Below are 13,261 nucleotides of genomic sequence, written 5' to 3' on the forward strand. Positions count from 1 at the left end.
GATGCGCGCGCATCACCGCGATGCCCAGGACCGGCCGCAGTTCTCCGATCCGGCGGCCGATCCCTCGTCGCATGCGCGCATCGTGTTCCAGCTGCCGCTGGTGCCCGACATCACGCTGGTCGGCTTCAACCTGACCAAGCAGCAGGTGCAGGCCGAGGACTGGTGGTTCCTGCTCGCCGAGCATCCGACCGCGCCGCGCTTCGGCCTCGACCTGTTCGATGCCGGCAATCCGCGCACCGGCGAGTTCGGCGTGCAGCGCAAGAACCTCGACTGGAACGACCTCACCGACGCCGCCGGCCGGCTGATGCTCGACCGCTTCCTGTCGCCGCGTTCGCGCGCGCTGTCCATCACCGACGACCGTTCCACGCCCGCCACCTTCGCGTGGCAGACCAGCGCCGCCAACGTCGCGCGCGCCCTGCTCCAGAACCCGGTTCGCGCGGCCTTCGACGCCCGCAAGCTGATCGACAAGATGGCCTGAGCCGCCCGGCTCCCGAGGAGACCCGCCATGCCCGATCTCGACCTGGCCGCCGCGCGCGGCCGTCCGCTGGCCGCGCCCGACGCCAACGACGCGCCCGGCGAGCTGCCCTTGCTGCTGCTGCCGGTGCGCATCGAGACCCGCTACAGCGACGACCGCAAGGCGCTGCGGGTGCGGCTGTTTCCGGACGACATCCACATCGACACGCTGGAGCGCGGCCTGACCGATGCCGAAGCCGGCGCCGGCCGCGACTGGTGGACCGCCGTCTGGCGCGCCGACGCCACCGGCACCGACGCGGCCTGGCGCGTGCTGGTCGATGCGGTCGGCAAGCGCCGCGCGCGCTGGGTTGCGGTGGCGCTCACGCCGGCCAATCTGGCGGCGCGCGCCACCGAGGCCGCGCCGGTGTTTCCGGCCACCGCCGCCCAGCTCGGCGCGCCGGCAATGGCGCGGCTGCTGCCCGACCGCTTCACCGTCACCGTGATCCAGGGCGGCCAGCGCATCAGCCAGACCGGCGCGCCGCTGCCGGCCGAACTGCCGGTCGGCATGTTCGCCAAGGACGGCCGGCCGATGAAGAAGGTGAACGGCGTGACCCTGGTGGAAGGCGCCGAATGGATCGCCGACTACGCCGTGGCCGAACAGCTCGGGCTGGCGCTGACGATTGCGCTGCCGGCGCCGGGCCAGCCGGTGGATCGGCTGCTGGCCGTGGGCGTGCGCGGCGCCGTCGCGCCCGGGCAGTCGCGCGCCGATCTGGCCGATCTGCTGCAAGCGCATGCCTGCTCGGACGGCCTGGCCTTTGTCGCGCCCGGCACGCCGACCAACAACACCAGCGAGGAGCGCGCCGGCTGGCAGCGCCGGCTCGATCCGCAGCCGCCGGCGCGCGATGGCTTCACGCCGGCGGCCGGCAGCAATGCCGCCACGCTCGCGGCGGCACTCGGCCTGCCGGCGGAGCTGTTCGCCAATCTCGATCTGGCCGAGGCGACCGAGCCGGCGCTCGCCGGTCAGGCCGCAACCGCGCTCTGGCCGGCCACCTGGGCCACCTTCCTCGACCGCATCACCACGGTGCAGAACGGCCGCGCCACGCTCACCGCCGGCGACCGCGAGAACGCGCGCCGCTTTGCGCGCGACAACCTGCGCGGCCGCGGCCCGCTGCCCACGCTGCGCATCGGCCGCCAGCCCTACGGCCTGCTGCCGGTGTCCACGCTCAAGGCCGGCTTTGCGGCCAGCAATCCCTTCGAGACGCGGCTGCTCGCGCTGCTGACCAAGCTGCGCGGCAAGTGGCTGGCGGCGGCGGCCGATCTGCCGCATCTGGGCCAGGGCGAGACCGATACCGTGCTGCCCGAGCTGCTCGGCATGGCGCCGGCCTCGGTCGCGCTGCGGGTGCGCAGCGTGCTGTCGTCGCCGTTCGCCCAGCTCGCCAGCAAGGTCACGGGCGGTTCGGCCAACGAGCTGGCGGTCGAGAACCTGATCGACGAGCTGATCTGGGAAGACCTGATCGCCAATGCCAGCCTGGTGCATCCGACCGGCTCGCTGTCGGCCAGCCGGCCGCTGTGGCTGGCGCTGGCCGATGCCGGGCGCGATGCCGCCGCGCTGCGCGCCATCGTCGCCGGCCAGACGCCGGAGATCACCAGCGTGTTGCAGGCGCTGGTCGCGCTCGGCTGGCAGCGCGCCTCGGCCGAAGTGGCGCGCGCGAGCGGCGGCGGCCGGCTGATCGATGCCATCGGCGTGGCCACGCTGGTCGACGGCGCGGCGCGCGAGCGCGTGGCCGGGCTGGCGGCGCGCGCGCAACGCGCCGAGCGCATCGATGCGCAGGTGTTCTTCGGCGAGGCCGCCAGCATTGCCGCCACCGCGCCCGAGCTGCATGCGGTATCGCTGGAGGAAGTGCAGCCGGTCGCGGCGCTGCGCAGCGGCTTTGCCGACCTCGCGTTCAAGAGCAGCAATGCCGCCGCGCGCGCCGAATTCGGCAGCCGCGCCCTCACCGACTGGCTCGGCGCGAACGGCCGGCTGGCCGAGCTGCGCACCGCCATCGAAGCCTGGGCCGCGCAACTCGAAGCCGATGCCGCCAAGCCTGCTGACGCTTACCGCTACGACCACCGGCTGCTGGTCGCCGAGACGCTCGATTGCGCCTCGCACCGACTCGACGCCTGGCTGACGGCGCTGGTCGAATCGCGCCGGCGCAATCTCAAGCCGGTCGCCGAGACCGGCCTCGTCGTCGGCGCCTTCGGCTGGGTCGAGAACATCGTGCCGGCCCGGGCCAGCGCGCCCGACGGCGGCTATGTGCATGCGCCCAGCCCCGCCCATGCCGCCACCGCCGGCATCCTGCGCAGCGCCTATCTCACGCACAACAGCTCCAGGGCCGACACCGGCGCCTTCTCCATCGACCTGAGCAGCCAGCGCGTGCGGCGCGCCAGCTATCTGCTGGATGGCGTGCGCGGCGGCCAGACGCTGTCGGGCCTGCTCGGCTATGCGATCGAGCGGCGCATCCACGAGGCGGCGCTCGACCGCATCGTGCTGTCGCTGCGCACCATCGCGCCGCTGCAACAGGGCCGGCTGACCGACCGGGGCCAGACCGTGCCGCGCGGCGACATCGAGGTGCTGGCGGCCAACAACGTGGTCGACGGCATCGACCTGATCGAGAAATACCAGGGCAAGGTCGCCGGCTGGAACGCCGCCAAGGTGCTGCAGAAGATCAACCAGCGCCCGACCGAGAATCCCTATCTCGACGCCGCCTACCCGTGGCCGGCACTGAGCGCCGCCGAATGGGGCGCGGTGAAGAAGGCCATCGAGACCGCCGCCGCCGATCTGGATGCGGTCGCCGATCTGCTCATGGCCGAGTCGGTGCATCAGCTGGCGCAGGGCAATGCGGCGCGCGCCGGCGCCGCGCTCGATGCGGCCAGCGGCGGCGACACCGCCGCGCCGCTGCCCGACGTGGCCGCCTCGCGCATCGAGGGCGCGCCCATCACCCACCGGCTGCTCACGCTGCTGCCAGCCGCCGGCCCGAGCTGGAATGCGGCCCGCCCGCGCGCCAGGGCCGCGCCCGAGCTGGAGGCCTGGGCCGTCGCGCGCCTCGGCGATGCCGCCAGCGTGGCGGTCGCGCGGCGCGCCGACGCCAGCGTCATCACGCTCGCCGACAGCGGCTTCTGCGCCCTCGATCTGGTGCTCGAAGCCGGCAGCGTGCGGCTGCTGGAACAGCGCCTGCGCGCCGCCCTGGCCGGCGCCGGCTGGGATGCGGACACGCCCTGGCTCGACCTGCCCGACGCCGATCTGCCGGCCGGCCAGCGCGCGATCGGCGATGTGGCCGAACTCGCCGCCACGCTGCGCTCGGTGCTGGCCAGCGCCCGGCCGCTCGCCGCCGACGATCTGGCCGCACCCGGCATGCCCGACAGCCGGCCGACCGACGCCACCGCGCTCGACGCTGCCTTCCAGCGCCTGAACAGCGCCATCGATGCGCTCGACCTGCGCGCCCAGTCGGTCGCTGCGCTGCTCGCCAATGCGCCGGTCGAGGCCGGGCCGCTGCGCGCCGCGCTCGAAGCGCTGGCCGCCTTCGGCATCTCGCTGCCCGACACGGCCGACGCCGGTCTGCCCAACGCGGCCCAGCTCGCGCTCACCGAGGCGGCGCGCCGCATCCAGCGCGGCGAGGCGGCGCTCACGCCCGGCCGGCCGCTGCGCGCCGACGACATCGAACGCGCGGCCGAGGCGGTGTTCGGCGATGGCTTCCGGCTGCCGGTCGCGCTCGCCGCGCCGGCCGCGCCCGACGGCTGGCAGGCGGCCTTCGCGCCCGGCGCCGTCACGGCCGGCGATGCCGCGCTGCGGCGCTATCTGGCCGACGCCGCCTCGGTGCGCGACGGCGCCCGGCGCCAGCTCGAAGCGCTGATGCTCGGCGACACGCTCGGCCTGCCGGCCAGCCTCGCGCTGGCGCAACTGGCCGCGCCCGGCCGCATCACGGCCGACTGGTGGGTCGGCGACCGCATGCCGCCCACCGCCGAGACGCCCGACGCCGCAACCGTCAGCATCGTGGCCGAGCTACCGGCCGGCTACGACCCGGCCGCGAGCGCCGCCGGGCTGCTCCTCGATCACTGGGTCGATCAGCTGCCGGTGCGCGGCAAGACCGGCGCCGACGCCGACGCCGCCGTCGCCACCCGCGTGACCACCGGCATCGCCTTCGAAGGCCAGGCCGCCAGCGCGCGCGCGCCGCAAAGCCTGCTGCTCGGCATCTCGCCCGACGGCGGCCGCTGGACCACCGCGCGCCTCAACGCGCTGCTGGAGGAGACGCTGGAGCTGGCGCGCATCCGCCTCGTCACGCTGGAGCGCACCAACGGCGCGGCGCGGGTGCTGCCGGCGCTCTACGCATCGAGCTGGTCGCTGCAAGGCGAAAGCGCCTTCGACCTGCGCTACGTGGCCGAAAAGATCGCCGACCTCGGCGCCATCGCCCAGTTCGTCAAGGAAGCGCCATGAGCCGCGCCGTCCGCGTCCCGACCCAATCCGCACCGGAGCTGCCGTCATGAGCGACACCGTCAATGTCATCGCCAACCGGCCGATCCTGGCCGAGCTGAGGTTTGCGCTGCTCGAACCGCCGGCCTGGACCCGGCTCGAGCCGGTCTCGGTCACCGGCGATCCGGCGCCCGGGCTGGCCATGAGCACGCTGGATCCGCTCTGGGCGCTGGGCCGGCAATGGCAGTTCGGCGAGTTCGCCGGCGAGGACGCCGGCACGCCGCTCGGCGTGAACGTGCTGGCCACCGCCCAGCTGCTCAGCGGCTGGCGCCCGGGCGACCTCGGCGCCAACCCGGTGCTCGACGGCGCGCTGCCGCTCGGCAACAACCAGCCGCTGGAGCCGGCGGTCGAAGCCGAACCGCCGGCGCCACAAGGCCCGGGCTGGCGGCTGCTGGCCGAGGCCGGCCATGTGCTGCTGCGCGCGCTGGCCGAAGCCGATTTCGACGCCAGCGCGCTCGCCGCGAGCTTTCCGCTGCCGGTCGATGCGCCCGCGCCGGCCGGCGTGCGCGAGACCGAATGGCCGCGTCCGCGCCTGTGGCGCACGCTCGCGCGCGGTGTGCCCGATGCCGAAGCCGTGGCCGCGTCGCTGGAAGCGGCGGGCTATGGCACCGCCGGTCCGGCGCCCGATCCGGCCGATGCGGCGGCGGTCGCGGCCGCAGCAGCCGCCCTGCCCGCGCCGCCCGACTGGCTCGCCGCCGCACCCGACGCGGCCAAGCTCGCCGCCGCCGATTGGCTCGCCTGGTATCGCGCCCAGGTCGCGCCGCGCCCGGCCGGCGCCACGCCCAGCTGGATCGACGAGCGGCTCGAATACCGCTTTGCCGTGCGCGCCGGCGGCGAGGCCAGGCATCAGGTGCTGGTCGCGCCGCTGCATGACGGCGGCCTGGTCGACTGGTCGAGCTTCGACCTGGCGCGCGGCCTGCGCATGCCGCTCGGCGACGCCGCCCCGCCCGACAGCACGCAGGCGGTCGAAGTCGATGTGCTCGCCTCGCCGCTGCGCTTTGGCGGCATGCCGTCCGACCGGCTCTGGCAGTTCGAGGACGGCAGCGTCAACCTCGGCCAGCTCGAAACCCAGCGCCACGACCTCGCGCGGCTGTGCTTCACCGAGTTCGCGATGGTCTACAGCAGCGACTGGTTCGCCGTGCCGGTCGACGTGCCGGCCGGCAGCTTCACCACCGTGCGCAAGCTCAGCTACACCACCACCTTCGGCGAAACCATCGTCGTGCCGCCCGCCGACGACCGCACGCGCGGCGGCCGCTTCCGGCTGTTCGAACTCAGCATCGCCGGCACCGATGCCACCGTCGACGGCCTGCTCGTGCCTCCGACCGCGCGCGGCACCCTCGAAGGCCGCCCGCTCGAAGACGTGCTCATCCTGCGCGACGAAGCCGCCAACATGGCCTGGGCCGTCGAGCGCAGCGTGCAAGGCCCGAGCGGCGATCCGCGCAACCGCGCCGACGAAGTGCCCGACGCGCCGCCCGTGCCCGAGCGCCTCGCCGGCACCGATCTGCAATACCTGTTCGCCAGCAGCGTGCCGCACCACTGGATTCCGCTGGTGCCGGTGGCGGGCGGCGCCGCCGGCGGCTTTGCGCTGCGCAAGGGCACGACCGGCGACAGCGACGACAGCCGCGGCGCCCTGCTCGCCGCCACGCCCTTCGACCTCAAGGACGAGGAAGTCGTGCGCGAAGGCGTGCGGGTGCGGCGCGTGCCGGCACTCGCGCGCGGCCCGCTCGGCGAGCGGCTGCGCTGGATTGCGCGGCGGGTGAGCGTGGGGCGTGGCGAGGGCAACAGCGGGTTGCGGTTTGATGAGGCGGAGGGGTGAAACCCGGGTCTGATCGCAATTGCTGCAATTGCAATTACGATTCCCGCGCCACAAAGAGCAAAAAGGGCGATTCGATTTGCGTCGAATCGCCCTTCTGCATTCTGGTGGGTACCTTGGGAAGCACCACACCAATCCAGGTTCCGAAGGGAGGTCACCTAGCCGCCCTTATGAAAACAGTCTCCCAGAGCTTCAATACCCTTCGTTTTAATTGCCAAGATCATGGTGTATCGGCTCCCGTAGTTGTACCTACCCTTGTGAACAATTACGTCAACCTCGCCAGTTCTTTTCGTTGGAAGTACAAGGTAGTCAGCCAATCTGATCGCCGCATCAATTTCTTCGTTCAATGTGAGCTTCAAAGCCCCCGAGCTTTCACCAAGACGAACAGCGAATTGGTACAAGTACTTCATATCGTCGGCGTGCATGTGTTCCTTTCATGGATGCATCCGAGATGGATGCATGCACAGAACCATATCCCGGCCGCACTAAAAACCTGCTTAGGCGAGATTTCGCACTTCGCGTACCCAGGACAGCGATCTCACGCCGTGCAGTGGATCATCGGAACGGCATTTGTCGTCGACGCTGGCGGCACTGGCAGTAACGCCATGCACCATGGCCGATTCGGTATCGATGCCGATATGGGCCTTCATGCAGAAGTACCACTGCAGGCCTTTCTCAGCCCGCAGAATCGCAGGGTTGCGGCATCGAAAGATTGCGTCGTCGATCAGGCTCAGTTCCACAAAGCGGCGCATAGGCTCGCTTTCGCGCAACTCGTCTTGCATTGCCAGATCGGACAGCGCGAACCATTGCCGCATGAAATAGATGGGCAGCATCATTCGAGCATCCGTCGCGCGGATTGATCTTCGGATCGCAGGGCTTACCGGTCGGGGAGATCGGCAGGCGCTACAAGACACAAGGCAAGCGGGCCATGCCGCCAGCGCAAGTAATGGATTTTGTGGGAAATATGGGATGACGATTTGGGACACCAGTCCCAAACCGCGAACCCTAGACGCGCAAATGCCTGACGAATCAGGCATTTGGCTTACTGAATGGTGGGCCCCCTGGGAGTCGAACCCAGTACCAACGGATTATGAGTCCGCTGCTCTAACCAGGCGTGAGCTAGAGGCCCGGCTATTTCAATTCTGCCGCAGGAAACCGCTCATGCCATTTGCAGCAATCGCGGTTTCCGTCGATCAATTGCCTTCGAGGAAAGACTTCAGCTTGTCGCTGCGGCTCGGGTGACGCAGCTTGCGCAGCGCCTTGGCCTCGATCTGGCGAATCCGCTCGCGCGTCACGTCGAATTGCTTGCCGACTTCTTCGAGCGTGTGGTCGGTGCTCATTTCGATGCCGAAACGCATGCGCAGCACCTTGGCTTCACGCGGGGTCAACGAATCGAGCACTTCCTTCGCGACGAATCGCAGGCTCGAATACTGGGCCGCATCGGCCGGCGCCAGCGTGACCGTGTCCTCGATGAAATCGCCCAGATGGGAATCGTCGTCGTCACCGATCGGCGTTTCCATCGAGATCGGCTCCTTCGAGATCTTCATGATCTTGCGGATCTTGTCTTCCGGCATTTCCATCTTTTCCGCCAGCGTCGCCGGATCGGGTTCGGAACCCGTTTCCTGCAGGATCTGACGGCTGATCCGGTTCATCTTGTTGATCGTTTCGATCATGTGAACCGGAATCCGGATGGTGCGCGCCTGGTCGGCGATCGACCGCGTGATGGCCTGACGAATCCACCAGGTTGCGTACGTCGAGAACTTGTAGCCGCGACGGTATTCGAACTTGTCCACCGCCTTCATCAGGCCGATGTTGCCTTCCTGGATCAGATCCAGGAATTGCAGGCCGCGATTGGTGTACTTCTTGGCAATCGAGATCACCAGTCGCAGATTGGCTTCGGTCATTTCGCGCTTGGCCTTGCGGGCCTTGGCTTCGCCGGTCGCCATCTGCTTGTTCACATCGCGCAGATCCTTGAGCGGCAGCACCACGCGCTTTTGCAGATCGATCAGCTTCTGTTGCAGCTCGTTGATCGCCGGCAGATAACGCGCCATCACTTCCGAATAGGCATGGCCGCCATTCACTTCCTTGGCCGCCCATTCCAGATTGGTTTCATTGCCCGGAAAGACCTTGATGAAATGCTGGCGCGGCATGTTGCACTTGTTGACGCAGATTTCGAGAATCTGGCGTTCCAGCGAGCGCACTTCATCGACCTGACCGCGTAGCGAATCGCACAGCTGCTCGACGATCTTGGCCGTGAAGCGAATGCCCATCAATTCGGTGAGGATGGCCTCGCGCGCCTCGACATAGCCCTTGCTCATATAGCCGGACTTTTCGAGCGCGTGCTTCATCTTGTCGAATTGCTGCACCGTGCGCTCAAACTTCTCGAGCGAAACGATCTTCAATTCCTCGATCTGCTTGGCGGTCATGCCGCCGCCCGGACCGGTTTCCTCTTCTTCTTCCTCGACGTCTTCTTCCTCGTCGTCGTCGGAAGCGGCCGCCGCAGAAACGGCCGCCGGGGAAATGTCCTCGGCATTCGGATCGATCAGGCCGTCGACCAGATCGTCGACCGCCATGTCGCCGGCACGCACCTTGGCCGCGAGTTCGAGGATCTGGTTGATCGTCGTCGGGCAGGACGAGATGGCCTGCACCATGTGACGCAGGCCGTCCTCGATGCGCTTGGCGATCTCGATTTCGCCTTCGCGCGTCAGCAGCTCGACCGTGCCCATTTCGCGCATGTACATGCGCACCGGGTCGGTCGTGCGGCCGAATTCGGAATCGACCGTCGACAGCGCCGCTTCGGCTTCTTCCTCGGCGTCCTCGTCCGAAGCCACCGCCGGAACGTTCTCGTTCATCAGCAGGGTTTCGGCATCGGGCGCCTGGTCGTAGACCGAGATGCCCATGTCGTTGAACGTGCCGACGATCTGCTCGATCGCCTCGGCGTCGACCACGTCGTTGGGCAGGTGGTCGTTGATTTCGGCATAGGTGAGGAAGCCACGTTCCTTGCCCAGCTTGATGAGCGCCTTCAGGCGCGCACGCCGCACCTCGATGTCCTGGTCGCTCTCGGCGCCGGCACCGATGTTCTGGATCAGCTTGCGCTCGGCCTTGCTGCCGCCCTTGCCGCGAATGCGCGGCGCGGCTTCGGCCGCCTCGGCCACGGCCACATCGGGATCGTCGAGCGCGTCGGGGTTGCGCGTGGGCTTGCGGCCGGGCTTGCCCTTGGGCACGTCGCTCGCAGCCTTGGGTTCGGGCTTGATGTCGAGATCGAGATCGTCGTCATCGTCGGGCTTGGCCTTGGCCGCCGGCGCGGGGGTCGCGGCCTTGGCCTTGGCCACGCGCGGCGCCTTCGCTTCCGCCTTGGCTTCCTTGGCCTCGGCCGCCGGCTTCACTTCCTTGGCCTTGACTTCCTTGGCCTTGGTTTCCTTCGGCTCGGCTGCCACCTTGGGCGCGCGCGTGCGGGGAGCGGGCTTGGCCGCCTTGTCTTCAGGGTCTTGTGTGCTCAATTTCACCTTGCTTGCGGTGGAAACCGCCGTCTTTGCGGGCTGAGCCGCGGCTTTCCTGCTTGCTGCTGTTGCCGGAGTTGTCGCTTTGGTAGTCGCCATGGATCGCTGAGTTATCCAGAGCACGACGCGGGTGGCGCCGTGGCAAAGCCCGTGCAAACCAACTTGCCGCCGGTGTCTTCGGGCTCGACAGACGCGAGCGGCGGGCGCAAGTCCTTGAATGGAAAACCAATTATTGTAGCAAACGCGCCACTTTCAAGCCCCGGATATTTCATTACCAGACGTTCGGAGTTTGATGCGCTCCGCTTGCAGCTCACGAAACTGGGTCATGTCCATGCCCGCTCCTTGCGCAATGAGCTGCTGGATTTCCGCCTCGACCCGGTTCAGCCTCAGGCGCGCGAGGCCTTGCGCAAGTTCCGTGCGCGCCGGCGCGAGTTCGGCATCGTCCTCGGGTGAATCCTGACTCGGCTCAATCCCGGCGGCGGGCGCGGCCGGCAATTCGGCATCGACCGCTGCGCGCAACTCGGCCGGCGGGTCGAACTGCTGAAGCTGCGCATGCAGCATCGCCGTCGTCACCGCGCCCTCGCCGGCACGCGCCAGCTGGATGAGCAGCCGCAGCGATTCCTCGAGCGGACTGCCCGCCAGCAGCACCGCTTCGTCGTCCGGCGCGAGTTCGCGCGCCAGCACCGGATGGCGCGCGAGCCGGCGCAGCAAGTTCTGTTCGAGCGAGGCGACGGCTGCGCGCGCGGCCTTGGGCGGCGCCGGCCGCTGCGACCAGCGCGACACGCCCAGCGCCTTCATCGCCGCGCCGGTGTCGATCTGCGCCAGCCGCGCCAGCTCGTTGCCCAGCTGCGTGCGCAGCGCCGCGCCCGCCACCTGGCCGATGAGCGGCTTGGCGCTCGACATCAGCCGCGACCGCCCTTCGGCGGTGCGCAGATCGCAATCGGCGGCCAGCTCGTGCAGCAGGAAGGCCGACAGCGGCATCGCGCTCGCCACCTCAGCCTCGAAGGCGGCGGCGCCGCGCTCGCGCACGAAGCTGTCCGGATCGTGCTCGGGCGGCAGGAACAGGAAGGACAGCAACTTGTCGTCGCCGGCATGCGGCAGGCTCGCCTCCAGCGCGCGCCAGGCCGCCTTGCGACCGGCCTTGTCGCCGTCGAAGCTGAACACCACGCGGTCGATCTGACGCAGCAGCTTCTGCACATGCACCGGCGTGCAGGCGGTGCCGAGCGTGGCCACCGCATTGCCGAAGCCGCTTTGCGCCAGCGCCACCACGTCCATGTAACCCTCGACCACCAGCGCATAACCGCGCTCGCGGATCGCCTCGCGCGCCTCGAACAGCCCGTACAGCTCATTGCCCTTCTGGAACACCGGCGTCTCGGGCGAGTTGAGGTACTTGGGCTCGCCCTTGCCGATCACGCGTCCGCCAAAGCCGATGACCGCGCCGCGCGGATTGCGGATCGGGAACATCACGCGGTCGCGGAAACGGTCGTAATGCTTCGCCTTGGCGCCGTCCTCGGCCTCCTTGTCGATCACGAGGCCGGCGGTGATGAGCTCGGGCGCGTCGTAATTGTCGAAGGCGGCGCGCAGGCCATCCCAGGCGTCGGGCGCATAACCCAGGCCGAATCGTTTCGCGATTTCGCCGGTGAGTCCGCGTTGGCGCAGGTAATCGATGGCTTTCGGGCTGGCGCGCAATTGCTTCTTGTAAAAGTCGGCCGCGCGGCCGAGAAAGTCGGTGAGCGAAACCGATTCGGACTTTCGGCGCGCAATTTCGGCCGGCGGCAATCCGCCGTCCTCGCGCACCACCTGCATGCCCACGCGGCCGGCCAGATCCTCGACCGCTTCAGGAAAGGTGAGCCCGCTGTATTCCATGACGAAGCCAAGCGCGCTGCCGTGCGCCCCGCAGCCGAAGCAGTGATAGAACTGCTTGGTCGGGCTCACGGTGAAGCTCGGGCTCTTCTCGGCATGGAAGGGGCACAGGCCGGAGAAATTGGCGCCGCCCTTGCGCAGCTTCACGTAGCCGCCGATCACGTCGACGATATCGACGCGGTCGAGCAGATCGGCGATGAAGCTTTGCGAAATCATCGGCGGACGTGAGAAGGCGGTTGGACGGGCACCGGCAGCCGCAGCGCGCGGATGCCGGCGGTGGCGATCAGCGTGGCGCCAGCGCCTGCTTGACCTTGGTCGACACGAGCGTCATGTCGGCCTTGCCGGCGAGCTCAGCCTTGAGCAGGCCCATGACCTTGCCCATGTCCTGCGGGCCGGCGGCGCCCGCCTGCGCGATGGCCGCCGCGACGCGCGTCTCGATCTCCTCGGCCGACAGCTGCGCCGGCTGATAGGCCGACAGCACGCCCAGCTCGAAGCGCTCCTTGTCGGCGAGGTCGACCCGACCGCCCGCCTCGAACTGCGTGATCGAGTCCTTGCGCTGCTTGATCATCTTTTCGACGATCGCCAGCACGACGGCGTCGGTGATTTCCACGCGCTCGTCGACTTCCTTCTGCTTCATCGCGGCCGTGAGCAGGCGGATGGCCGACAGCTTTTCGCTGTCCTTGGCCCGCATCGCCGCCTTCATGTCCTCGGTGATCTGTTCCTTGAGACCCATTGCAAGACTCCAAATGCGAAAGCCCGCGGTGGCGATGCCAGCGCGGGCTCAGACCGGGTTGCCGCAAGCGCCGCAACCGTCAAACGAACCGCTCGATCAGTAGAGCTTCTTCGGCAGCATCTGGCTGCGCAGGCGCTTGTAGTGGCGCTTGACCGCAGCTGCCAGCTTGCGCTTGCGCTCGGCCGTCGGCTTTTCGTAGAACTCGCGGGCGCGCAGTTCGGTCAGCAGGCCGGTCTTTTCGATGGTGCGCTTGAAACGGCGAAGAGCAACTTCAAACGGCTCGTTTTCCTTGACTTTAACGGTAGGCATGTGTCGTGGCTTTGTTCCGGATAATGCCGCGAGTGGTGCCCAGCGGCCATGAGTAAGCCCGCGAGTGTATTGCGTTTCCG

General features: G+C 68.7%; 8 protein-coding genes and 1 tRNA gene. 3 read left to right on the forward strand and 6 right to left on the reverse strand.

Annotated features, from left to right (window positions below; translation table 11 throughout):
* From B9P64_RS25690 to B9P64_RS11435, 3 genes are all read left to right on the forward strand, one after another.
* A partial coding sequence (locus B9P64_RS25690) for a hypothetical protein (protein WP_085316376.1) occupies nt 1–478 on the forward strand: 478 nt, incomplete at its 5' end.
* Between the two features lie 27 nt (nt 479–505).
* Nucleotides 506–4,927, forward strand: coding sequence for a hypothetical protein (locus B9P64_RS11430; RefSeq protein ID WP_085316377.1), 4,422 nt, complete (start codon nt 506–508; stop codon nt 4,925–4,927).
* A 46-nt stretch (nt 4,928–4,973) separates the two neighbouring features.
* Complete coding sequence (locus tag B9P64_RS11435) at nt 4,974–6,779, forward strand: hypothetical protein (protein ID WP_085316378.1); 1,806 nt, start codon at nt 4,974–4,976, stop codon at nt 6,777–6,779.
* A gap of 494 nt (nt 6,780–7,273) precedes the next feature.
* On the opposite strand, the gene B9P64_RS29085 is transcribed toward B9P64_RS11435, so the two are convergent.
* The 6 genes from B9P64_RS29085 to rpsU all read right to left on the reverse strand — a co-directional run bounded on the left by B9P64_RS29085 (nt 7,274) and on the right by rpsU (nt 13,181).
* On the reverse strand, nt 7,274–7,813 hold the full coding sequence (locus B9P64_RS29085; protein WP_139826279.1) for a transposase: 540 nt from the start codon (nt 7,811–7,813) through the stop codon (nt 7,274–7,276).
* 13 nt (nt 7,814–7,826) lie between these two features.
* Nucleotides 7,827–7,905, reverse strand: a tRNA-Ile gene (locus tag B9P64_RS11445).
* A 64-nt stretch (nt 7,906–7,969) separates the two neighbouring features.
* Nucleotides 7,970–10,375: an RNA polymerase sigma factor RpoD gene (rpoD, locus tag B9P64_RS11450; RefSeq protein WP_085316380.1), complete on the reverse strand. Its 2,406-nt coding sequence runs from the start codon at nt 10,373–10,375 to the stop codon at nt 7,970–7,972.
* A gap of 153 nt (nt 10,376–10,528) precedes the next feature.
* Nucleotides 10,529–12,355, reverse strand: a complete 1,827-nt coding sequence (gene dnaG, locus B9P64_RS11455) for a DNA primase (protein ID WP_085316381.1) — start codon at nt 12,353–12,355, stop codon at nt 10,529–10,531.
* 67 nt (nt 12,356–12,422) lie between these two features.
* A complete protein-coding gene (locus B9P64_RS11460; RefSeq protein ID WP_085316382.1) occupies nt 12,423–12,872 on the reverse strand; it encodes a GatB/YqeY domain-containing protein in 450 nt (149 codons plus the stop codon).
* 96 nt (nt 12,873–12,968) lie between these two features.
* The gene (rpsU, locus tag B9P64_RS11465; RefSeq protein ID WP_028312593.1) at nt 12,969–13,181 is read right to left on the reverse strand and encodes a 30S ribosomal protein S21; all 213 of its coding nucleotides are present in this window, start codon (nt 13,179–13,181) and stop codon (nt 12,969–12,971) included.
* Nucleotides 13,182–13,261 lie beyond the last annotated feature (80 nt).

The organism is Derxia lacustris, from assembly GCF_002105195.1.
In the GTDB taxonomy this organism is placed as follows: Bacteria; Pseudomonadota; Gammaproteobacteria; order Burkholderiales; family Burkholderiaceae_E; genus Derxia; species Derxia lacustris.